This is a genomic window from Blautia faecis, assembly GCF_020554845.1.
Lineage (GTDB): Bacteria > Bacillota > Clostridia > Lachnospirales > Lachnospiraceae > Blautia_A > Blautia_A faecis.
On the sequence record NZ_JAJCIA010000004.1, the window covers coordinates 49,366 to 71,085 of the forward strand.

The 21,720-nt window shown below is 52.5% G+C and carries 30 protein-coding genes; 1 reads left to right on the top strand and 29 read right to left on the bottom strand.

The window, feature by feature from the left end; translation table 11 throughout:
• Positions 1-8 precede the first annotated feature (8 nt).
• The 9 genes from LIZ66_RS03130 to LIZ66_RS03170 form a co-directional block, all read right to left on the bottom strand.
• Positions 9-488 carry a phage terminase small subunit P27 family gene (locus LIZ66_RS03130; protein ID WP_227200408.1) on the bottom strand — a complete coding sequence of 160 codons (480 nt, stop codon included), beginning with the start codon at positions 486-488 and terminating at the stop codon, positions 9-11.
• 191 nt (positions 489-679) lie between these two features.
• Positions 680-1,057, bottom strand: a complete 378-nt coding sequence (locus tag LIZ66_RS03135) for a hypothetical protein (RefSeq protein ID WP_227200407.1) — start codon at positions 1,055-1,057, stop codon at positions 680-682.
• A gap of 199 nt (positions 1,058-1,256) precedes the next feature.
• On the bottom strand, positions 1,257-1,529 hold the full coding sequence (locus LIZ66_RS03140) for an Nmad4 family putative nucleotide modification protein (RefSeq protein ID WP_147397789.1): 273 nt from the start codon (positions 1,527-1,529) through the stop codon (positions 1,257-1,259).
• Positions 1,530-1,676: 147 nt separating this feature from the next.
• The gene (locus LIZ66_RS03145; protein WP_227200405.1) at positions 1,677-1,949 is read right to left on the bottom strand and encodes a hypothetical protein; all 273 of its coding nucleotides are present in this window, start codon (positions 1,947-1,949) and stop codon (positions 1,677-1,679) included.
• 62 nt (positions 1,950-2,011) lie between these two features.
• Positions 2,012-2,203: a DUF6900 domain-containing protein gene (locus LIZ66_RS03150; RefSeq protein WP_227200404.1), complete on the bottom strand. Its 192-nt coding sequence runs from the start codon at positions 2,201-2,203 to the stop codon at positions 2,012-2,014.
• A 170-nt stretch (positions 2,204-2,373) separates the two neighbouring features.
• Positions 2,374-2,823, bottom strand: a complete 450-nt coding sequence (locus LIZ66_RS03155; RefSeq protein WP_173702795.1) for a hypothetical protein — start codon at positions 2,821-2,823, stop codon at positions 2,374-2,376.
• 202 nt (positions 2,824-3,025) lie between these two features.
• Positions 3,026-3,286, bottom strand: a complete 261-nt coding sequence (locus LIZ66_RS03160) for a hypothetical protein (RefSeq protein ID WP_173702794.1) — start codon at positions 3,284-3,286, stop codon at positions 3,026-3,028.
• 12 nt (positions 3,287-3,298) lie between these two features.
• Positions 3,299-3,505, bottom strand: coding sequence for a hypothetical protein (locus LIZ66_RS03165; protein WP_173702793.1), 207 nt, complete (start codon positions 3,503-3,505; stop codon positions 3,299-3,301).
• A 140-nt stretch (positions 3,506-3,645) separates the two neighbouring features.
• Positions 3,646-3,822 carry a hypothetical protein gene (locus tag LIZ66_RS03170; protein WP_195455161.1) on the bottom strand — a complete coding sequence of 59 codons (177 nt, stop codon included), beginning with the start codon at positions 3,820-3,822 and terminating at the stop codon, positions 3,646-3,648.
• A 209-nt stretch (positions 3,823-4,031) separates the two neighbouring features.
• On the opposite strand from LIZ66_RS03170, the gene LIZ66_RS03175 reads away from it, so the two are divergent.
• Complete coding sequence (locus tag LIZ66_RS03175) at positions 4,032-4,283, top strand: hypothetical protein (RefSeq protein WP_227200403.1); 252 nt, start codon at positions 4,032-4,034, stop codon at positions 4,281-4,283.
• A 198-nt stretch (positions 4,284-4,481) separates the two neighbouring features.
• On the opposite strand, the gene LIZ66_RS03180 is transcribed toward LIZ66_RS03175, so the two are convergent.
• The 20 genes from LIZ66_RS03180 to LIZ66_RS03275 all read right to left on the bottom strand — a co-directional run bounded on the left by LIZ66_RS03180 (position 4,482) and on the right by LIZ66_RS03275 (position 21,619).
• Positions 4,482-4,673 (bottom strand): hypothetical protein, encoded by a 192-nt coding sequence (locus LIZ66_RS03180; RefSeq protein WP_227200402.1) that lies wholly within the window; start codon positions 4,671-4,673, stop codon positions 4,482-4,484.
• A gap of 71 nt (positions 4,674-4,744) precedes the next feature.
• A complete protein-coding gene (locus tag LIZ66_RS03185) occupies positions 4,745-5,116 on the bottom strand; it encodes a DUF3846 domain-containing protein (RefSeq protein ID WP_227200401.1) in 372 nt (123 codons plus the stop codon).
• Positions 5,113-5,580, bottom strand: coding sequence for a DUF4314 domain-containing protein (locus LIZ66_RS18725; protein WP_306797061.1), 468 nt, complete (start codon positions 5,578-5,580; stop codon positions 5,113-5,115). The genes LIZ66_RS03185 and LIZ66_RS18725 overlap by 4 nt, the downstream gene beginning before the upstream one ends.
• The gene (locus LIZ66_RS03195; RefSeq protein ID WP_227200400.1) at positions 5,577-6,056 is read right to left on the bottom strand and encodes a gamma-glutamylcyclotransferase family protein; all 480 of its coding nucleotides are present in this window, start codon (positions 6,054-6,056) and stop codon (positions 5,577-5,579) included. The genes LIZ66_RS18725 and LIZ66_RS03195 overlap by 4 nt, the downstream gene beginning before the upstream one ends.
• A gap of 130 nt (positions 6,057-6,186) precedes the next feature.
• Positions 6,187-6,708, bottom strand: coding sequence for a gamma-glutamylcyclotransferase family protein (locus LIZ66_RS03200; protein WP_227200399.1), 522 nt, complete (start codon positions 6,706-6,708; stop codon positions 6,187-6,189).
• Positions 6,701-6,937 (bottom strand): DpnD/PcfM family protein, encoded by a 237-nt coding sequence (locus tag LIZ66_RS03205; RefSeq protein ID WP_227200398.1) that lies wholly within the window; start codon positions 6,935-6,937, stop codon positions 6,701-6,703. The genes LIZ66_RS03200 and LIZ66_RS03205 overlap by 8 nt, the downstream gene beginning before the upstream one ends.
• Positions 6,938-7,004: 67 nt before the next feature.
• Complete coding sequence (locus LIZ66_RS03210) at positions 7,005-7,943, bottom strand: amidoligase family protein (RefSeq protein ID WP_227200396.1); 939 nt, start codon at positions 7,941-7,943, stop codon at positions 7,005-7,007.
• 232 nt (positions 7,944-8,175) lie between these two features.
• Positions 8,176-9,351, bottom strand: coding sequence for a hypothetical protein (locus LIZ66_RS03215; protein WP_227200395.1), 1,176 nt, complete (start codon positions 9,349-9,351; stop codon positions 8,176-8,178).
• Between the two features lie 223 nt (positions 9,352-9,574).
• Positions 9,575-11,833, bottom strand: a complete 2,259-nt coding sequence (locus LIZ66_RS03220) for a DNA cytosine methyltransferase (RefSeq protein ID WP_227200394.1) — start codon at positions 11,831-11,833, stop codon at positions 9,575-9,577.
• Positions 11,830-12,603 (bottom strand): DNA-methyltransferase, encoded by a 774-nt coding sequence (locus tag LIZ66_RS03225; RefSeq protein WP_173702782.1) that lies wholly within the window; start codon positions 12,601-12,603, stop codon positions 11,830-11,832. Before LIZ66_RS03225 ends, LIZ66_RS03220 begins: the two co-directional genes overlap by 4 nt.
• Positions 12,596-13,864, bottom strand: a complete 1,269-nt coding sequence (locus tag LIZ66_RS03230) for a site-specific DNA-methyltransferase (protein ID WP_227200393.1) — start codon at positions 13,862-13,864, stop codon at positions 12,596-12,598. The genes LIZ66_RS03225 and LIZ66_RS03230 overlap by 8 nt, the downstream gene beginning before the upstream one ends.
• A gap of 21 nt (positions 13,865-13,885) precedes the next feature.
• A complete protein-coding gene (locus tag LIZ66_RS03235) occupies positions 13,886-14,104 on the bottom strand; it encodes a hypothetical protein (RefSeq protein ID WP_173858027.1) in 219 nt (72 codons plus the stop codon).
• A complete protein-coding gene (locus tag LIZ66_RS03240; RefSeq protein ID WP_227200392.1) occupies positions 14,097-14,591 on the bottom strand; it encodes a hypothetical protein in 495 nt (164 codons plus the stop codon). Before LIZ66_RS03240 ends, LIZ66_RS03235 begins: the two co-directional genes overlap by 8 nt.
• Entirely contained in the window at positions 14,563-14,883 is a 321-nt protein-coding gene (locus tag LIZ66_RS03245; RefSeq protein WP_173702778.1) for a DUF2256 domain-containing protein, read from the bottom strand. Before LIZ66_RS03245 ends, LIZ66_RS03240 begins: the two co-directional genes overlap by 29 nt.
• 400 nt (positions 14,884-15,283) lie before the next feature.
• Positions 15,284-15,643, bottom strand: a complete 360-nt coding sequence (locus LIZ66_RS03250) for an HNH endonuclease (protein WP_227200391.1) — start codon at positions 15,641-15,643, stop codon at positions 15,284-15,286.
• Between the two features lie 3 nt (positions 15,644-15,646).
• Positions 15,647-16,714 carry a methionine adenosyltransferase gene (metK, locus tag LIZ66_RS03255; RefSeq protein ID WP_227200389.1) on the bottom strand — a complete coding sequence of 356 codons (1,068 nt, stop codon included), beginning with the start codon at positions 16,712-16,714 and terminating at the stop codon, positions 15,647-15,649.
• A gap of 506 nt (positions 16,715-17,220) precedes the next feature.
• Entirely contained in the window at positions 17,221-19,632 is a 2,412-nt protein-coding gene (locus tag LIZ66_RS03260; RefSeq protein ID WP_227200387.1) for a phage/plasmid primase, P4 family, read from the bottom strand.
• A gap of 5 nt (positions 19,633-19,637) precedes the next feature.
• On the bottom strand, positions 19,638-20,219 hold the full coding sequence (locus LIZ66_RS03265) for a type II toxin-antitoxin system PemK/MazF family toxin (protein WP_227200385.1): 582 nt from the start codon (positions 20,217-20,219) through the stop codon (positions 19,638-19,640).
• 289 nt (positions 20,220-20,508) lie between these two features.
• A complete protein-coding gene (locus LIZ66_RS03270; protein WP_227200383.1) occupies positions 20,509-20,964 on the bottom strand; it encodes a hypothetical protein in 456 nt (151 codons plus the stop codon).
• Positions 20,942-21,619, bottom strand: coding sequence for a hypothetical protein (locus tag LIZ66_RS03275; protein WP_227200381.1), 678 nt, complete (start codon positions 21,617-21,619; stop codon positions 20,942-20,944). Before LIZ66_RS03275 ends, LIZ66_RS03270 begins: the two co-directional genes overlap by 23 nt.
• Between the last annotated feature and the right edge of the window lie 101 nt (positions 21,620-21,720).

Consider the following 21,720-nt stretch of genomic DNA (forward strand, 5'->3'; position numbering starts at 1 on the left):
CTCTGCCATCAGCTTCCACCTCCTCCCAGCAGATTTTCCATCTCATCGGTAGCATCCGCAGGACCGCCGTCTGAAGCAATGATGCGGCTTCGGGAGGACGGGGTCAGGCCGAACTGCTCTGCGAACTTGTTCATGATCTTCAGATAGGTCTGTGCGATGGACACCTGCGGCACCTGCTGCCAGTAGCCGGACGGGGTCTTGACAATGGTGCCGTGCTGGGTGATGAACTCCTCTGCCTCCTTCCATCGGGCATATGCCTGACAGTAACCGGCAAAGGCCGCCATATCCACTTCGGTCAGGATGCCGATGGCTTCCATCTGTTTTGCAAGTCTGCGCCACTCTTTCTTTGCTTCCGGCTCCAGCCACTTCGGACAGGCCGGTGCTTTCTTGTTGGGCTTCGGTTCGCTGGTGTTCAGCGGATGCTTGCCCGGATTGCCTTCCAGCTCCTTCATGGCGGTCGGCTTTGGTTTTCTGCCTCTGGTAGCCATTGGCTTCCCCTCCCTTCTGTAAAAATGGGTAAAGAAAAAGGACCTCCGAAGAAGTCCTTAAAATATCATTTTCCCAAACGAGAAACTTTTTCGTATGAATAGTAAGTAGTTTCCCATTTCGACAACTTTATATAAAACACATCGGATACGAGGCACAGCCCCTTTTCGGGGCGTGTACCTTTTGGGTGCTGTTATGCGTTGGGGTTGGCTTCCTTCCAAGCCTCGTACTCATCGACCAGCTCCGCTTCCTCGATGACCTGCCAGACGCTGCAGAAGCGGCTTCTCTGCTGCTCGATCTCCGCTTCTGTCCAGTCTTCCGGCTTGCGGCTCATGTCGTGGTAGGCATCCATCTCCGCTTTCGTCCGGAAGAAAAGGATCTGCTTCAGCTTCAGCGTTTCCTCGTTGTTCCGCAGGCTGTACCGCTTGTCTTCTGCCGCCTTGCAAAGGCTTCCGAGGTCGCTGCAGCTGAGGGTCATGTCCTGCTTGAAGGCGATCTCGATGCCGATCAGCTTCTTCTCGGTGTCGGCTTCCTGAATGTTCTTGAGGTAGGTTTTTGCTTTGTTCGTCATGGTCTGTATCCTCCGTGTGTTTTGTTTTCCGTAGGGCTTTTCCCTTCGTTGTGACTGTATATTACCGTCACTGCCCGGACATAGCAAGCGGCTATGCCGCACGATCATACACACCTCTTTTTGTCGGATTTATGTGTATTTCCACACTGGAGAAATCCGCCACTACGAGCAAAAGCCCCCGAAGGAGCTCTGCCCTTTTTCAGTGTGCGTTCTTGATGCACCACTCGATCGCGTGACCGGCATCCGTGTAGGTCTCATCGGAAATCTTCAGAAGCTCCAGTCGGCACTCAATCGGTGACCAGCCTTCCTCTGGGTCTTCCACAAATCCGTATACCGCTCCCTCCAGCATGCCGTTCCAGTTCATCTGGGCAACCAAAACCCGGTCACCGAACTGCATGATGCTGTCGTAGCAAGGTCTGAGTCGGTCGTAGAAACTCTCAATGCTGATGTTGTTTTCTGGAAAGTCGATCAAATGCTTTTTCATGGTGAATTCCTCCGTGTTTTCGTTTTTCCCTTGGGGCTTTCCCCTTTCGGTATGTGCATATTACCGTCAGGTGCAGCAGATAGCAAGCGGCTAAAGTACACGATCTTCTGCCCTGAATACCAAGCAGAATGTACATCACTCTGCATCCTGCTCCATGAGTTCCACAATGGTATCGTAGAAGAACTGCGGGTCATATGCCAGCGGTTCCCGTCCGGCTTCCTTATCCATCCTGATCTGGTCTTCCACCATATCCTCGGCATCCTCCAGCGTAAAGGCATCCTTATCGCTGTCCTCCATGTGGTTGTAGATTTCCACGATGACATCCATCATCCGCTCTTCCATGTGCTTCTCCTTTCTGGCGCATCCACGCCGCCACATCTGCCCCTGTGTTGGACGTTGTCGGTTCATTCGGATCGTTTTGCCACCCGTGGCACAAGCCCCTGTGTGGGGCTGTGTCGGGGGCTGTCGGTTTATCTGGTCATCCGTCCCAGCAGGTAGGCTTCTTCCATTGCTTTCTGGATGCCCCAGACCGGAACCTCAATGAAGTCCTCGCTGTCATTATCGCGGGCTTCGAGGTCGCCCCGGCTGTCTATCGCTGCCATCAGGCGCTTGGCGATCTCCAGCAGGGCTTTTTCCTCTTCCTTGGTGATGTTCTTCTTCATGGTGGTTTCCTCCGTTTTTCTTGGTTTTCCGTTTCGGTATGTGCATATTACCGTCTATGTCACACACTATCAAGCGGCTATACTACACAAATATGTTCCCCCGGAACTGTGCGTATTACGGCAGAAGAAAAGGGCCGCCGTTTCCGGCAAGCCCCATGTGTTTCTCTGGCTTAGTAGTCTTCATCGTCCTCGTAATCTTCCTCTTCGTCCCAGTCATCTTCCTCTTCATCCCAGCTGTCATCCTGGTCTTCTTCCTCATCTTTGAAGTCCCACATATCTTCAGTCGGCTGGTTTCTAAGGTCTGGGTTCTGCTCGACATAGTCGGCAACCGCTCCGCAAAGGATGTCCAGAACCTTTTCGTAGGCTTCCTCGCTGTAGACTGCCCAGGCATCTGCAGTCAGCTTTGCGATTTTGTCGTTGCCCTTGACTCCAAGGAACCGCCCTGCAGGGTTGCAGGTTTCCTTGCCGTAGCCGATGCCCAGCTGGTCGCCATCGTTGTAAAAGCGGTATCCGATGCGGCTCATTGCCCTTACCAGCTCCCCTGCGAGGCTGTCTGCCTTGCCCGTCTCCGGTACCAGTTCCTTGAAAAGTTTATTGATGCGTTCTTCGTTCTTCGTCATTGTCGTATCCTCCGTTTTTGTTGTTTTCCCCTTTCGGTGACTGTATATTACCGTCACCTCGGAGCACTATCAAGCGGCTAAACTACACGATCATTCAATCCTGTAATTGTCATATTTATGTGCTTTTCATGCCAGCTTTCGGAAGACAGACACGAGCAAAAGGCTGGTCATTTCCAGCCCCTTGCGCCTGTCGGTCTTGCCTTTAGCGGATGATTTCAAGGTAGCTTACGTTGCCCCAGCAGTCCGTTCCCTTGAAGCGGATGCGCTTGTCATTCTCCCTGTCGAGGGTGAATTTCCGCAGGAGCTTCATCTTCTGGATGCGGTTCAGAAGGTCCTTGCCGTTCTTCGCATCCTCAACGGCATCCCTGATCTCGACCACCGCGCTGTCGCTTCCGTACCAGAGGTTGCTGAGTGCCTCTGGAATTCCGTTTGCAAGGTAAAGGCTGATTTTTGTGTAGGTCATGTTTTTTTCTCCTCAGAATGTCATCGTTTCCAGAATCTCATCCATGCCTGTCTCCCAGTCATGGCAGCTAAGTTCGATTTTGCTGTACATCTCTGCGCTATCCGGCTCATCGAAAAGCCGGAAGCATTCTCTTGCCAGCTCCTCGCTGGTGTGCTGCTGGATTTCATCCGGCTGTCCATCCAGCCGTGTAAAGATAATCTCGTAAGTGTAGCGTTCCATGTTCTTTGCCCCTTTCGTTTTGGTAGCTGTATATTACCGTCACTGCCGGACACTATCAAGCGGCTAAAGTACACGATCATCTGCGCCCTGAACTGGTGGATTTATGTGTTTATCCGGGGAAGTTTCCCTCCCCGTTTTTCTTAGCTGAACATCTCTGCCGTGTCATCGTCGATCCAGAGGTGCATGCCGTCTGCTTCCATAATCGCATGGTCTTCATGAACCTCGGTGATGATCCCTTCCCGGCTTCCGCTACCATCGAATTCGTCCCAGTGCCATGTTGTCTTTCTTCCTTTTTTCCATGTTCTCCAATCAGCCATTCTGCTGTCCTCCTTTGCTTTTTGTAGCTGTATATTACCGTCACTGCCCTGTGATAGCAAGGCCATAAAACCTCATATTATCAACGATCTTCGTCCCTCATGTTTGGTACATATATGACCCCTGATTGACTTGCTATATATGTGTTTCTGCGGCATTATACACACAACGAAAGCAAAGAAAACCAAACCAAAAACGGAGGACAAAAAACATGAAAAAGACCATTACAGAAGTTGAAACCGCAATCGAAAACCGCATCGCAGAGCTTGAAGAAGAATACGAGCTGGACATTTACGACCGCAACGACATTCGGGAAGAAGAATACCAGAAAGCCGGATGGCGGCACGACCCTTTCCCAGAGGAGCTTGAGGAAGATGACGAAGAAGAGGAAGAGGATTGGCACTACCACAGCATGGAGGAACGACTGAACGAGGTCGGCATGAGCATGAGGGATTTCTTCTAAGGAATCCCAAGAGGCTCCCCAGCAGAGACTGGGGCTCTGCCTCGTATCCCCCGTTTTGGTTTGGTATGATACACAAAACCGCTGCCAGATGTTTGTGTACATTATGGCGGCGGTTCATCTTGCTATCGTTGCTTTATAGAGGTAATATACAGTAAACTGGAAGGGGGTTCTCATTCTTTTGAGGCCCCCATTTTCCGTCTAATCGGCTTCGCCCCGTATTGCCTGATACATCACCCTGCGGTTATGCGCTCTGGCTCTTTTCTTCAGATCACGCTTCCATCTGCGGATTCGCTCTGCCTTATTGTGATTTCTGGAAAACACATAATCATCCAGAATGTATCTGCCGCCGTGTTCCCTCTCGCCATAAGCAGGCATCTTTCTGTGTCCCATAGGCTCCTCCTGTTAAACCAAGCCCTCCCGGTCTTTTCTGGCCGAGAGGGTATTTTTCTGATTGTGCTATCTTATTCCGGCTTCGTTCCGTCATCCATCTGGATGACCGCCATCTGTCCGAACATGCTGACGAATGCCTCCGGCACCCAGAAGCGTTCCCTGAATTTCCGGATGAGGTCCTGGGGCAGTTCTGCGAAATCTTCCTCGCCCAATCCGCAAATGAAGAAGTTTCCCTTGATGGGCTGCTCCAGCTCTGGAATGTATCTGCTGAATGACTTCTCGGTGAACAGCCCGTTGTCATCGGTGACCAGGGCGGCGCATTCTTCCCACGGGTAGGTGGCTGTGATGCAGTCGCAATCGAGGATGCGGTAGAACTCTTTCAGAGAGTTTTCAATGTCCACCACCTGCGGATGCTCCATCGGTTTGATCAGAAGAACTTTCATTCGACCCAGCCCCCTTTCACGATTGCCCAGTCTGCAAGATGCATCTTCTGCTGTCCGCCCCATGCAATGTCCTCTAATGCTTCCTCCGTTCCGCAGCGGTTGCAGATCTGGATGTCCGCCCTTCGGCTGAGTGCCTGCTGCTGATGGTCGTAGCAGTCGGGCTTTGCTCCGCACCTGGGGCAACGCGGGCCGGTCTGTCGCGTTTTACCAAGGCGGTCGAGCGACACCTTGACCTCGGCATCCGTTGCCACACGGTGGCAACTGTCCGCGCCGTAGGCAACGTTTAGATGGCTTCCGGTATCCCAGCTCACTAAAATGTTTCCGGCATCATCGACCCCGTTGCAGGTTCCCTGCGTTCCGATGGTCGGTGCCTGCCTGTCATCCATCTCATCGAGGACGATCCGACATCCGACCGGGAACTCTTTTCTCAGCTTCTCGACCGTTTTCTTATCTGCGAAATTCATGCCTGCACCTCCTCGATCATCCGCTGGGCGGCATCCTTATCCATGCATTCCTTCAGCGCACCTTCGAGGATGTGCATCGGGAAGTGGAATGCCTTGTAGCCGTCATGCAGAACTTTGTAGTAATACCGGCTCGGTGCGCGGCGTCCGAAGTCGTTCTCCATGATGTAGACCATTGCGGTCACCATCTCCGGCTCTGCCCTTTCCCGGAGCAGTTCGATGTTCAGATCTTCCTTGCGGTAGTAGTTCGGGTAGCCTTCATAGAGGTCGAGGTTTCCTTCGTCCCTTTCCGAGATCTCCCACACCAGAACCGGCGTGTTCTTCTTCGGGTTCGGTGCGATGGTGGCGCAGCCACGGAACAAAAGCTCCCAGCCGGCCAGCACCGCCTGCCCTGCAATTTTTGCATCCGGGCATCGGTCTGCCATCTGCTCCACCGACAGGTTGCTGCCGTAGGCGATGTAATATTTCTTGTTCTTCATTTGAATCTCTCCCTTCGGTTTTCTCCGCTCTTGTCTGGCGGTATGGTATATATCACTCTTCTGCCCTGATTTATCAAGGCCGATGAGCATCATATACTGCACAATGTTTTTTGCTTTTGATCGTGTACTCTTACATCATCTGCCGCTTCTTCAGATACCGGATGGCTTCCGCCCTTCCGATACTGGCTGCCAGTCCACGCTTCAGTGTGTCCAGCGGAAACTCCCAGTCGCTGTATCCGCCCTGCAGCAGTTCAAAATACTCGGCATCCGGGCAGCCAAGCCGCCGGTCCTCGTGCATCACATAAGCGATGCAGGGCTTTGCCTTTTTCATGCGGTTCCCGTTCAGGTTCCAGACCGGAAGCTGGAACTGCTTCTTGTAGTAGTATCGTGGGCAGCCCTCGTACCGGTCCAGCAGGAGTTCATCGTATTCCGAGAGTTTCCAGACCACCGCAGGTACGCTTTCATTGGCATCCTGCTCGATGGTGGCATAGCAGCCGGTCTTGCTCTTTTTGAACAGAAGCCGGTAGCCCTTGATCTCGGTCGTGCCGACCACCACAGCGTAGGGGCATCTCTTTCCCATCCGCTCCATGTCGAGGTTGCTTCCGTAGGCAAGATAATATCTGGATGGGACTCGGCTGATCAACTCAAACATCTGCCTCACCGTCCTCCCTGCCAGTGAATTCCACGCCCTGGAAATCCTCTGTCCCAAGCTCGATCTGGCTGTCCTGCCACCAGTCCTCTGCCACACGCTGTGCTTCCTCCACGGTCGGCTCTTTCATCTCGGATTCATAAATGGTCACCGTTCTCTGGTAGGTCTCGGTGATGGTCACCTTAAAGGTTCTGCCACCCGGTGTGTTTTCATTTTTTAACGTGCTTTTCATAAACCTGCACCTCCTTCTACCACCTCAAGGGCGGTTGCCCGCCCAAAAGGTGCCCGTGCATCCCGGCTTATTTGTTCCGCCAGGATGCGTTGCCCTCCATGTTCCGCAGAAGGATCTCCCTTGCCGTTGCAAATTCATCCCCGATGAATCCCAGCCTCAGCATCCAGCACCGCATCGCATACTTTTCATTGTCGGTCTGCTGGGGCTTTGGGCTTGCCGTCCTGACCATCTTGGCAAGCTGGCTCATTGCGAGGCAAAGCTGGATATAGGCTTTCATCTCACCGGCGTGCAGTCCGTTGCACTTTCCGTCCGCTGGGTCTGCGAATTGGAAAAGGCGGAATTCAATGGTCCCTTTTGTAAAGGTGGCATGGAGGTTCAGCATATGGTACCGGCTTGAATTGTAGTGGGCATTCCGGTTTTCCCAGCTGGAACCGTTGCCTTCGTACCAGATGTCTTCCAGCCTGTGCATGGTGGTCGGCTTCTCGCGGTTCAGCCGGTCGAGGAAGCGATGGTTGACCACCTGGCAATATTGTCCGGTGCGCCCTGCATCGATCCGGATGGCTCTGCCGATCTGCTGTTCGTGCGCCGCCATGATGTTCACAAGGTTGCGGATGGTCTTTGCGGTGTGGTCGCCTTTGCCAATGTGAATGTGGACTCCGCATCCGCGGCTTGGGCCGCTCTTTGCGCCTGCCTTTCGGAGCAGCCGGATGATTTCCTGCAAGGTTTCGATGTCGTCGTAGGTGAGGATCGGGGTGACCAGTTCGCATTTTTCTGCGTCCGGTCCGTAGATGCTCACATCCCTCTGGAATTTCCAAACCCTGCCCTGTCCATCCTTGCAAGCCCAGCTGTAATATCCGTACTCGCCGGCGGCGTTCCATGCTCTGGTTCCGAAGTACTCGGCGACCTTTCTTGCCGCTTTTTCTCTGGTGATGTTGTTCATCTCGATCTCAACTCCGATGGTCTGGTTCTTCATGGCTTCAATCTGCTCTCTTGTTTTATCGTTCATGGTATGTTCTCCTTTGTTTTTTCCTTGTTTTCCCTTTCGGTATGTGCATATTACCGTCAGGTGCGGATAATAGCAAGGATATAAAAGAACATATATTCGACAAATATAAGGCAGAATGATCGTGTACATTTCTGCAGTTTATCCGCTTGATAATGTACATTTTCAGAGCTAATATCGGTACAATGGAAGAGGGTCTCGCATATTTTCCGGCCCCCATTGGGGGATTGGGAGCTTACGCTCCCGCCTCCAGCATCTGCGCCGTGTCTGCCCCACAGTCGGGCTGTGTCGGCCGGGTCGTATCCGGTGCGACCGTTTCCCCTGTGGCAGGATCGCCGTTCTGTGCCGCCAGTTTCGCGGCTTTCAGGGCATCCCGTTTTGCCTTTTCCCTTGCAAGGAACTTCTGTGCTTCCTCATCCGTGCGGAAAGCCGCATGGCCGGAAAGGTTCTCCATGAGGATCTTGCGTGTCTCTTTGAAATCCGGACCGTTCATCCCCAGCCGCAGGAGCCATGTGCGGAGTGCGTATTTCTCATTCTCATCGTTGACATCCTTTGCCTGGATGCGCTTCTGGCTGATCGCCTGCTGGTTCATCAGCACCGCCAGCTGTGCAAAAGCCGTCAGGTGTTCGTGGTCCGATGCAGTCGGGAAGCCGGTGAAGATGACCTTCTCGGTGGTGATCTTCAGGCCTTCCAGTGCAGCACCATGCTCAGCCTCATAGTCGCTGACCGCGTTTATGAAGTTCATGATGGCAAAGGTGCAGCTATCGTCCTTCAGCTTCTCGACCAGCCCCTCTTCCACATGAAAGTGTCCGCCAGTCGCCTTGCCGATGAGCTTGCCGCGGCTGTAAAGAAGGTTGACCAGGTTGCGGAGAGTGACACCATTGTGCTGGCTGACCGGGAATGCAAGCTCCAAGTCCAGTGGCACTTCTTCCGGCTGGTCTTCTGCTTCTGATTGCTCCTCGCTTTCCGGCTCCTCTGCATCCGGCTCATCCTCTGCCGCATTATCCGGCTCCGATGCTTCCTCGGATTCGGCTTCCGCAGGTTCGTTCCCTTCTGTGGTACTTTCATCTTCAGATTCCTGCTCGTCCAAAACCTCCGTCTCTGCTTCGGTATCCTCGGTCACAGGATCCTCTTCCAAATGGTCGGTCGGCTCCGTGTTTTCCATCTGGTCATCCGTGCTCTCAATGCTCTCGCCACCGCGGATCAGTCCCTCATTCAGCAGGGTCGTCAGCAGCTCGGCATCTGCATTCTCCGGCTCGACCAGAAGGTTGCCATTCCGGTCGATGGTGTAGCTCCCGATGTCGTAAGAATACAGAGGTGCTTTGGTATAGTAAGGGTGGATGCCGGTCAGCTCCTCCATGCGTTTTGCGAGGGTCTTGCGCTCGGCTACGTTCAGTTTAAATTTCAACATGATTCATCGCTCCTTCTCGTTCATTTGTTTTTGTGCATCCCGATGTTCTTTTCGGTAGCACATATATCACTCTAAACCGGATGAATAGCAAGGCCATTTCCCGATATTCTTCATGTTCGACCATTTACACAAGGGACCGCAAAATCTGTTGTGTAAATAGGACCAATATGTAAGCCCACCATATCACCAGGTCGCTTTCTACCTAGTAATATAGCGGGCCAGTTTATTCTTCCAGACCTGCACACCATGCGATGCCGGCCAGAACAAAGAATGCGTTGGCTAAGCAAATGCCGTTGCCCCAGATACGGTACTCGGCCGAATCCGTATATGGGTCAGCCAGCCATTTCCGGATCTGCTTCTCCGTTTTCGGCTTCTTGGCATGGGTCACGATCTTACGGTGCGTTTCAAACACATCTGCCCAGAATGCCAGCTCTTCTTCGGTCGGGTCTTCCGTTCCGAGGTCTCTGCACCACCAGTCTGGGAAGCCCTGCAGTCTGGCACACTCGGTCGGTGTCAAACGGCGAACTGTATAGGTCACAGGTGCGGGCTGTGCTTCCGGATTGTCGATGACCAGACGGTCATTGAAAGCATCCTGCCCGTTGAAGCCGCTGGGATGTGCCCCGGTTGCCACCGTTCCCATGACACCCTCGTTCAAATGCGGTACCGGTGCGATGGTGGTCGGGTCTTTGTAATCCCGTGCCATCAGGGTCGGTGCGACTTCTTTTGCCACCTGCATATAGGAGCCGGTGGTCATGGCATACACATCCTCCGGTGCGCAGACTGCATGGCGGTCAGTGGCATCCAGTGTAAAGCAGACATCCTCATTGACACCATCCCCCTGCGGACCGTTCTCATCCTTGCGGCCGATCATGTTGCCCTGCAGGACGAAGGTCTGCATCTGGTCACTCCGGGTCGCCATCAAAGCGCCGGACTTACCATGCAGATCGATCAGCTCATTGCGCTGGTTCACATGGAAGACTGTCACATCTTCCGGCTGTGCCACAAAGGTCTGCTGCTTCATCCCCGGATCTGCTGCCAGTGCCGCTGACTTTTCTCCAAGATCCCGGACTTCATCCCTCTGGTTCTGGGTAAAGGCGACCGGCTCTACCACACAGATACCGCCCTGATTGCAGGTCGGGTCACCGCCGCTGCGGTCCAGTGTCCGGGAAGTTTCGGCCTCATAAAAACCGCTGTGCGGATTATCGGACATCATGGAATGGCTGGCTTTGGAACAGACGCCATAGCATTTCGGAACGAACAGTGTCTGGTCGTTGTTGCAGCCGAGGGTGGCCGACTTTTCTTCCTGCCAGATGGCTCCCTTCCCGCCGCCCTCGCAACCGGAGCGAATTTTCAGTGTGACTGCCGGGGAGTTTTCAACATCTTTCACCGAGCTTTCCACTGAATTTTCAACAGCATCCATGACCATCGGGACATTGCCGCCACCCGTACCACACCGGCTTGTCAGTGTCTGCACCTTACCGTCCTCGGAAATCTTCACCCGGCTGTCAGCAGGATGATTCTCCAGTGCGATGGCGGCAGGCACAACACCAGCTCGGAGGGTCGGTGACCGCTCTTCCTCGTATCCGATGCTTCTGGCATCTGCGGAATGCTCGGTACAAAAACCGGCGGCTTCCAGAACACACGGCTGATGCCCATGCTCCTCTGCCCGTAGGGTTCCGGTCACATCTTTGGAAACATCCATCTGCCTGCCGCCCTGGTCGTTCAGACAGATCCGTCCTCCTGCTCCGTTACAGCCTGCCTCTCCAGTGCCGCTTTCAGCACCGGCGGCAGCTCTTTGCCACGCACGGAAGCCCTCCGCAGAATACCGAGACACGCCTTCGGACTCAAATAGTACCTTTGGGGCACTCTGGTCTGCAAAATCTGCGACAAGGTAGATACGTTTTCTTCTTTGGGGAACGCCCCACCACTGTGCATCAAGAACTCGATACGCGACGCTCCATCCGTCTCCCACATAGTAGTCGGCATCGGGCCATCCTTTCTTCTCAGGCGCAGGCACCGAGGCGGCCGGTTCTTTAACACCGATGACGGCTTCGAGGACTGCTTTGAAGTCCTGCCCTTTGTTTGAGGAGAAGGCCCCTGGCACATTCTCCCACACGATAAATCTTGGTTTTTCTCCATTGGTCTTACACCTCATTTCCTTCACGATTCGGATTGCTTCGTAAAACAGACTGGACCGTGAACCATCCAGACCGTCCCGCTTACCGGCGATGGACATATCCTGACAGGGACTCCCAAAAGTGATGATGTCCACTGGAGGCAGGTCTGCTCCGCTGATGGCAGACACATCTCCGTAGTGCTTCACCTGCGGCAGACGTTTGGTCGTGACCCGGATGGCAAACGGCTCGATCTCGCTGCTCCACACCGGAGTGATCTGCCCGGTCAACAGACCGCCCAATGGAAAACCCCCGGAGCCATCAAAGAGGCTGCCGAGGGTCAAAGTCTTATTCTGTTCTGTGCTCATCCGGCGACCTCCTCTCCGAGCATCTGCTCATTTGCTTTCTGGTAAAAGTCTCTGGATACTTCAAATCCGTAGCTGTTGCGCCCCAGTTCTCTTGCTGCTCTCAGCGTGGAGCCGCTGCCGGCGCAGGGGTCAATGACCACATCGCCCTCATCTGTAAAGGTCTCGATCAGTCGTTTCAGCACGGAGATCGGTTTCTGGGAAGGATGGATTTTCGGATATTCCCTGCCATCCCGCTTCCAGTCAAACCAGTTGAAGATCATATGGGGCTTTCCGTCCTCACCGAGATTACGGAACTTCGGGAGCTTTCCCCGGTACAGAACCAGAGCATACTCCGTTGCACCCACGATCTTCATGTTGGCCTTTAAAACCTGCGGACTGTAGTTCTTGCAAAACACCAGCGGGATATAATTCTTGAAACCGTATTTCTCTGCTTCGGTGATCACCTTCGGGATCTGTTGAAACGCACAGAACACGATCATGCACGGCGCATCCTTCTCTCCTGTGCCGGGTTCTTTCTTCAGCAGGCGGTTGCAGAAGTGGAAATACTCTGCAATGTTGAAGGTGAAATCGGTATTGAATGCCGCCTTCCGCGCCTTGCTACTCTCCCCGTTTTTGTTGTCGCCATCCACATACCAGTCCGGCCGGCTGGCATAGAAATCTGTACCGATGTTGTACGGAATGTCTGCGATCACCAGCTGCGCCTTGGGGATGTTATAAGACTTGAAATTCTGGAAGTTGTCATGGATGAGGACGCATTTTACATCAGGCATCAGCATCCTCGCTTTCCGGCTCGAAGGTCGCCACTTCCTCGAACTTCAGCTTCTGACCGTCACGGACAACAAACACATCATCGTAGTGACCATCGCTGTGTTCGATGTACCGCTTCACGATCACATCCACGAACTTCGGGTCCAGCTCGATGCCCCGGCACACACGGTCGGTCTCCTCACAGGCGATCAGGGTCGAGCCGCTGCCCAGGAACGGATCGAGAACGATACCGTTGGTCATGGTGGAGTTGCGGATCGGATAGCTCATCAGGCCGATGGGCTTCATGGTCGGATGGTCCTTGTTGGACTTCGGCCGGTCATACTCCCAGATGGTCGTCTGCTTCCGGTCGGAATACCACTGGTGTTTTCCCTTCTGCTTCCAGCCGTAAAGACACGGCTCGTGCTGCCACTGGTAAGGACTGCGTCCCAGCACCAGCGCATTCTTCTTCCAGATACAGCACCCGGACAGGTAGAACCCGGCATCCTTGAATGCCTTACGGAAATTCAAACCCTCGGTATCGGCATGGAAGATATAGATGGAACCATCATCTGCCAGATGACCGTGCATCTGCTGGAACGCTGCCAGAAGGAACTGGTAAAATTCCGAATCACTCATGTTGTCATTCATGATCTTACCGGCCGTCTCTTCCACATCCACGTTATAAGGGGGATCGGAAAGGACCATATTTGCCTTGGTTCCGTCCATCAGGGTGTCGTAGCATTCTGCTTTGGTGGAATCACCGCACAGAACGATGTGCTTTCCCAGATGCCAAAGGTCACCCTCTTTGGAGAAGCATGGCTGCTTCAGCTCGGATTCCACATCGAAGTCATCTTCCTTGACCTCTTTGCTGTGGACTTTGTTGAACAGCGTCTCAATCTCCGGCGGCTCAAAGCCGGTCTTGCCAAGATCGAAGTTGGAATCTTCGATGTCTTTCAGAAGGTCGGCCAGCAGGGCATCATCCCATGCACCCGTGATCTTGTTGAGCGCAATGTTCAGGGCTTTTTCCCTGGTCTTGTCGATGTCCACCACCGCACAAGGCACTTCGGTATAGCCCAGCTCCATCGCTACGGTCAATCTCTGGTGGCCACCGATGATTGTCCTATCGGCATTGACCACCAAAGGATCTGCGAACCCGAACTCCGTGATGGAGTTCTTGATCTTCTCGTACTCTTTATCCCCCGGCTTCAGCTTTTTCCGGGGATTGTATGCGGCCGGCTTGAGTACGGACACCGGCAGCATCTTCAGTTCAGCAGTCGCTTTCATGTAAGCCCTCCTAATTCAGATTCACATGCGCATGACCCCGGAGAACGGCACGAAAAAGGAGCCGAACAAAAAGCCCGACTCCATCTCATCTCCATCTTCCTGCGGCTGTTCAGCCATCTCGCACCATTCCGGGTTTTCCCCGTTCACGGATGCCAGGACCTTATCTTCCGCATCGTCAATCGCATGTACACAGATACCCCCGGTGTTGAACATCGGAAACACACCGATAATCTTACTCACCCTCATCCACTCCCTTCATCCCGTATCGATAATCCCAATAACAATTCAGGCTGCAAAACTTCCGCTGCCGTTTTCCTTCATCTACGGCATGGAACTCCCTTCCACAGTTTTTACAGACCGCGATCCGAAAAGGCTTATGCTGCCTGTAATATTCCTCCCGGCAAGCCGGAGAACAGAACCGTCTCCGACCACTGTTTCCTCTCTGTACGAGAATGCGTCCGCAAACCGGACAGCGCCGTTCCCCCGACCCATCCGGTGGCTGTAACTGGCAGCTCCCCGTTTCCGGCAGACCCAGTTCCCGGCAGTAATCTGTGACCTGTTCCAAAGAAAGCCCTGTGTTTTCTGCGATCTCCACACATTCAAACCCGGCAAGCCGCTGGCTTCGGACTTCTTCTCTCTCCGGGCGGTACTCATAGCCCTCAAACACACAGTCCAGCCGGACACCGTTCTTTACCACATCACGTTCTATGTTCAGCGGTTCTTCCATTTGCATCGCCCTCCTTCCAGCGTCCTTTGTTTGCACAGGCACGGCTGCAATATTTCCGTTCCAGACCATACTGGTGCCGGTAGGAAAACTCCCTGCCGCACACCGGGCAGATCTTCGACCGCACGGTCTTCCAGTTCTCCGGCTTTGGATGGGTGTTGTTCCACCGTGACCGGCATTCCGGTGAGCAGAACTTCCGTGGTCTGCCTTTATGGTTTGGTACGATTGCCGTACCGCACTGAGGGCAGAAGGAAAACGCCATGTCCCTGATCATCTCAGCCGTGTAATCTTCCATCCGCCCTCACCTCACTCTCATTTTTCGCCGTTTCTTCGGCGGTTTCTTAGAAAAATTTCAAAATACATACGAAAAGCAGCGAAGTGGAAATCGGCACTGCACCGCCAGGTTGGATCGTTGTTGCGGCGGCCGATTCCCGCTCGCCCCTGTTCCTCCCGGAACAAGCTAAAATGTGCGAAAGCTCCCTGTTTACAAGAGGTTTCACACACTTTGGTTCATTTCGGGGAAAAAGAATGGCACCGGAACCGAAGCTCCGATGCCTGTACATTTTCCTGTTTCATTTTGCGCCGTTAATCCTCTGACCCCCGGCCTATCAATTTTGCGGTTTTTCACAGAAAAGGGCGCACCGGTCTCCGTGTGACTTCACCGTAGAGAAGTGACCCCGGCCCCAGCGGGGGTGTCAGTAGGTGTAGGTCGGGTTGATGTCTTCGGTCAGCGTCTTCTTATCGTGGCAGCTCTTGCACAGCGACTGCCAGTTGTTCTGGTCCCAGAAAAGTTTCTGGTCACCACGGTGCGGAATGATGTGATCCACCACCGTTGCCCGGACGTACTTGCCCTTCTTGGCACACTGCACACACAGCGGATGGGCTTCCAGATACGACTTTCTGGCTTTCTGCCACCGTCTGTTGTATCCACGCTTCGCTGCCGGGCGGGTGGCTTCTGGGTGGAGAGGCAGGTGCTTCTCACAGTAAAGCCGGCCGGGTTCGACCAGCTCCGGACAGCCGGGGTGATGGCACGGTGTCTTTGGTCTGTACGGCATAGGTCAGTCCTCCCACGGAAGCCCAGCCTTACCGAAGTGACCGTAAGCACTGACCTTGTTGTAATCTACATCCAGCAGTCCCAGCCGCTTGATGATACCCTGCGGGGTCAGGTCGTAGCTGTCATGGACGTAGGCTTCGATGAAGTCAAGGGACTGGTGCTCCGTACCGAAGCACTCCACAGCCACACCCACCGGCTGTATCACACCGATAGCGTAGGCCAGCTGGACTTCGCACTTGTCAGCGTAGCCCGCCTGCACGATGTCTTTGGCGATCTTCCGAGCCATGTATGCTGCGGAGCGATCCACCTTGGTGGGGTCTTTACCGCTCAGAGCACCGCCACCCATGCGACCGATGCCACCGTAGGTATCGCACGCCAGCTTCCGGCCAGTCACACCACAGTCAGCATAGCTGCCGCCCAGCACGAAACGACCGGTCGGATTAACCAGCTTCGTGAAGTCACCATCCAGACCGTACTCGCAGGCGGCCAGCACCATCATGGATTCGATGATATGCCGGAAGTCGCTGACCTCCACATCCGGGCTGTGCTGCACGGAGCAGAGGAAGGTGGTGATTCGGCCGGTGTCGTAATCGTAGCTGACCTGCGCCTTGGCATCTGCTCGAAACATCTTGGACGGATGGTTCTTCAGCAACTGCAGGAACTTGGTGGCGACCATGTACGGAATCGGCATCTGCTCTGCCGTCTCGTTGGTGGCGTAGCCGTACATGATGCCCTGATCACCGGCACCGCCCTTGTCCACACCCATTGCAATATCCGGCGACTGCTTGTCCACCAGAATGCCGATGCGGAGAAGCTCGGTCAGGTTCCAGCCCAGCTTTTCAGCACCGATGCGGTTGAACACATCGTGAACGATCTGGTTGTAGTTTGGCCGATAATCGGTAGTGACTTCGCCGGCAATAAAAAGCTGGCTCTTTTTCAGCAGACACTCGATTGCCACACGGGCGTTCCTGTCATGCTGGAGAATGTCGGTCACGATGGCATCTGCGATCTGGTCACAGATCTTATCGGGATGACCATTGCTGACCTGTTCACAGGTAATAATCTTACTCATGTTCTGTCCTCTCTTTCATGTATCACAAAGCAGGCCGCCTTTGCCCATGCCCACAAATAGGCTCCCACAAAAGCGGCCTGCGATGTTCCATTGTGTAGTTCCAATGTGTCCTCTGAATCTGTTGCTGGTGTGTTGCTGGCGCTTTCCTCACAAAGCGAGGTGTCCAGTCCCCAAAAATATTGATTTTACGCACTTTTCAGGGGTGTTAAGATCTATATTTTTTCTTTTGTTGCTATTGTTGCTAGTAAAAAGTAAATAGTATATAAAAGAAAATAATATAAATAAAATAGGGTTTTCACTCGCAACACTCGCAACAGCACCGAAAACCTTTGATTTTCCTACGTTTTTCTGTTGCTGGGGCGTTGCTGCTGTTGCTGGTAACGTGACTCCGAAGTCGTGTGTTGCTGGTATTTTGATGGGAACTTATGAAAATCAAAAACAATAGATTTCACTGTGTTCTTCCAGCAACAGCCGCAACAAATCCGTCCGTACCTTGAATTTCAAGCTCATGATGTCAATGGTGCAAAGTCCTCTTTTGACTCTTCACTTGCCGTGAACGCCACATCCAGGACCATCGGAGTCGTACTGCTGGAGGCACCGTCATTCGGACGCTTTCTTGCAGTCTTGTACCGCTTTTCAATCTCCTGGTTTAGATTCTTGGCTGCCTCTGCCCGGTAGCCATTCTCTCCACACCACTCTTTGTAGCGTGTGTAAACTGCACCGCGCCGAAGCTCACACCCTTCCTTTTCTTCAATGCATTCATCAAAAAACTGACCCATCTTATCTGAGAATATCTGATAGTCCGTTGTTGCCTGAACGACAGAATCCGGCATGGCAAGTCCCTGACTGCGGAACAGCTTATAGCCTTCGAGCATCCAGTTCAGAATGCCGGACATATTTTCCGGTTTAGCAAAAGTGGACTTTAGATCCTTATCCTGTTCATTTTCTTCAAAATGCCGGTCAAACGGAATGATTTTGATTCGGCCAGACTCAAACAGCGTAAGGTCTGTGATATTCGGACGATGGTTCGTGTTGATGAAAATTTTGAAGTTCGGTCGGAACTCAAAACTGTTCTCATGCAGATACCGGGCTGTGATCGTATCGTTACCGGTCAGTCGTTTGGTAAGAGCTGCATCCAGAGTGATCTTTTTCTCCGGCTCGGAGATGTTTACAAAACGAGAGCCGGCAAGCCGGGCGATTTCCTCAGACGGTCCTCCGCTCTGGCTGTTAAACTTCGCCTGCAGCATGGTCGGATCTGCATTTTTACCGTACTCGCCCATAATACGCAGAATACTCTCCATTGTGGTACCCTTACCGTTTCTGGATGTCGGACCGTACAGAATAAACAAGCACTCCATGCGGGTGTCACCAGTCAACGAGTATCCGATAGCCTTCTGAAGATAGTCTGCTCTGGCCTTATCCCCCTGCATGATCTCCGTGATGAACGTCCGCCAGCGAGGGCAGTCGGCATCCGGGGCATATATCACAGGGGACACTTTTGTGAGAAAATCCTCCGGGCGGTGTTCCCGGAATTCCATCGTCCGCAGATCCAGTGTTCCATTTTTGCAGTTGAACAGATAGATATCCTGATCGTACTGCTTCATGGACAGTGGGAATACGGACTTCGCGTCTTTCAGCATCGTGTCACGGTGCTTGCGTTGCTGGAGTTTCCGGACGCGGTCGATGAACCGCTTTCTGACATCCTCTTCTGTAATCTTCAATGCAAACAGATACAGCTTATCTGCCAGATATTTCGCAAGCTCTGCCACCTTAAGGTTCTCCATATCCGGCTGCCAGACAACTCCATCATAGACAAACCAGATGCCGCGTTCACTGTTGTACCGTGCGATAGGCTTGAAAAAATCGGCGAACATGTTGCCCAAACCGATCTCATCCCTGCCGTAGCGCGGATTCGTGTGCGGAGCCATTTCTTCCAGCGACAGCGTGAGCTTGCTGATGTCCGGTGGCCGCTCCGCCTCTTTATCATCAGAGTCAAGATTTGCAAACTCCTCATCCACAATGTCCTGCGCGTTGACAGGAATGTAAACGGAAGCGCAGGTATTGACTGTGTTGCGGATAGAGATGGCACCGTAGGTTGAACCAGCCTGTTTGCGATCCCACTTCGGGCGCATCAGACCAGATGTGCGGAAGATGCGGTCCATCTGCTCCTCATCACAGCCGCACCAGAATGCCAGAATAGACAGGAACGCCATATCTGCATCCGACTGGCTGCCGTAGAGGTCTTCCCACTCACCGGCAAAGAGCTTTTTGAACTTTTCGGAGTTGCTGGCCTCGTTGGCGTGTGCGATGACAGCCTCATCATCCAGATACGAATGGTGCTGGAAATGTGTCTGCTGCACCTGCTTGTTTCGCTTCATCAGCGTATCCAGCAGAGTGGTCATCGCCGTTTCATCGTTCGGGATCTCACCTGTGCGGTAAACATCTCCCGTTACGGTGACGAAGCGGTTTGTCGCACTGGGCATATACACTTCCAGACCCTTGCTGCGATTGTTGATGTAGTAGACTGTCTTGTCGTAAACATAGTCCTCTGGCACATGGAAGAATCCACGCAGTCCTTTGCCGGACGGTGACTTTTCCACATACGCTGTAGGGAAGATTGAAAGTACGGTGTCCGCCGTATCGTTCAGTGTGCCGTCTTCACGGATACAGTGGTCGATATCGAAAGCTCCGATGCCACTGCCAACCGCAATGCCGATTCCGTCATAGCCGCCCATCGCGTAAGTGACAAGCGTAGTCTTGAAATCCGCAAAGGTGCGAAGGTCATTGATCCTGGCTCTGTCACCGTTCTCCGGGTTATACGGCATCTTAGTCTTCTGACCGTTCCGCTTTTCAAATTTCCAGACACAAAACCGGCAGGAGGACTTCAGCTCCGCCGGGATGTTTTTGATATCCACCATAGCGGTCAGACCTCCTTTCTCGTAGAATTCGTGCCATGTGTTGAAGCCCGCATCGCAAACTGCTTTGTAACAGCGGCTTCGATCTCGTACTTCTTCTGAACGGAGACCACACAGCAAAACCGATTAAACAGAACCAACTTGTCGATGGTTGTGATCTGCTCCACCAGCAGGATGGAATCCTCCAAATGCTCATCCCTGAGCATCTCACACTCTTTTTCTGTAAGTACGATGTGTACCGGAAGTTCCAGCTTCTTCAACTTGGAACTCAGCGGAATCACTGTAATGACCGGGGAATTACGATTCGCCACGTCATTGCTGATGACCAGAACTGGACGTGTACCGCTCTGCACCGAAGTGCCAGAGTGATCGCCTAGCTCTGCGAACCAGACTTCATACTGTTTTGGAGTTCTCACAGTCGGCCACTGGTAGGTCGGCATATCATTAAACGGTGTTTCTTTCGATGCCGGCCGCCAGGATACTGCTGACTTGCGGCACTTCTTGGTTTTTCCGCATTGATTGATGTACTTGTTGACATGAATCTTGCGACCATGCACACTATGTCTTGCATTTTTCTTCTTGCGCCCCATACGGGTTCCACCTCCTTGACGCATAATAAAAAAAGCCAAAGAGGGCATGAAAAAAGCCGACAGGATTTTGACCTATCGGCTGTTTGTTTGCTTCTCTTTAGCTTTTGACAGTTTATATTATAGCACGGGTCTACATACGATGCAATGCGTTTTTTCTCCAATATAAGCCATTTTTCTCCAATTAAAAGCAATTCTCTCCATTTATGATGAAAAGCTCTGAAAAGTTATAGCTCTCGATGTTTTATCGTGACTGGTAAAAATTCAAAAAAGGGAAGTGAACTCCTGAAGTTCACTTCCCCAACATCTTATCCCGTATTGAAAGATACCGCTGGATTCCATACCCCATCATCTGATATCCGATTTTGAGATAGTGGTCTACACAGCCATTCGACATTTTTACCACACTACTTTCTGGGGTTTCAATTTCGTTCCATCCTTTTCCGTTGAGAAATTTCTGGATAATAACTTCTCTGGGTGTTCCTTCTAAAAACTCCTCTCCAGCTGTGAAAAGTGTGATGATTTCTTTATCCTGGTCAACCATTTTCTGAAGTTCCTGCTCTTTTTCCAGATACAACTGCCGCATTACTTTGTTTTTTTCCTCAGTCCGCTTAGTTGCCAACCGCGCAAGATCCTGTTCCAGTACCGGCAGTTCCCGCTTCGCCACTGTGTATTCCTTACAGACCTGTTTTGCTCGTTCTACCATTTCCTTATCTACCGGTCTATCAAACAACTTTCTCCGTGCCATCCTTCATGTCCTCCTCATTTTCTTCCCGCTGTGTTTTCCAGTACTTCAAAATAAATTCAGCCATTTCTTCCTGCGCCTGTCGTTCCATCTTTCGGATGACTTGCCACGACAGCGACTTTCCCTCTAACCCCACTGCATCTTTCCAGAAAACTCCATCCACATAAATCTGCCGAACAACCGTCCCCTGTTCTCCGCCCACATAATCTGCAGCCATTTCCAGAAGATAAATATCACCTGCCAGTGTCCCATATTTTTTCAATGATTTCTTGTAATCATCCCGCCAGGTTCGGATAATGTAATCCAGTGCGCCGATTGCTGCTTTTGCAGTCGGGTCTGAGATATGACTGCTCTGGACTCGTTCTCCTTCCCCAGAGCACCCAGAATTCATGGCGTAGTAGGCTTCTACAGGTGTCAGTGTCGGTGCAGACAGCAGCTGCTCTTTCAGCTTCTTAAGTTGCACTTTTTTCCCTGCAATCATCTTACACATATCTCGAACCCAGCGTTTTATTTCGTCCAGAATCCTGGTTTCTGCTTCGTCAACGTCTCCATTTGCATGATCAAATATGTAATCCAGCAACCCAAACAGCTCAGACGGCCTTTCGGCAGCGTGAGCAAGCACCTGTTCCTGTTCTTTTCGGATATCCTGTGTATTCATCTTCCACTTTCTCCCTTCGTCTGCTTCTAAATCACAGGCGATGAAAAAGTGGAGAAATCGAACCTCTTCCAAAAAATAAATGGAGAATTTTTTAAAGAAAA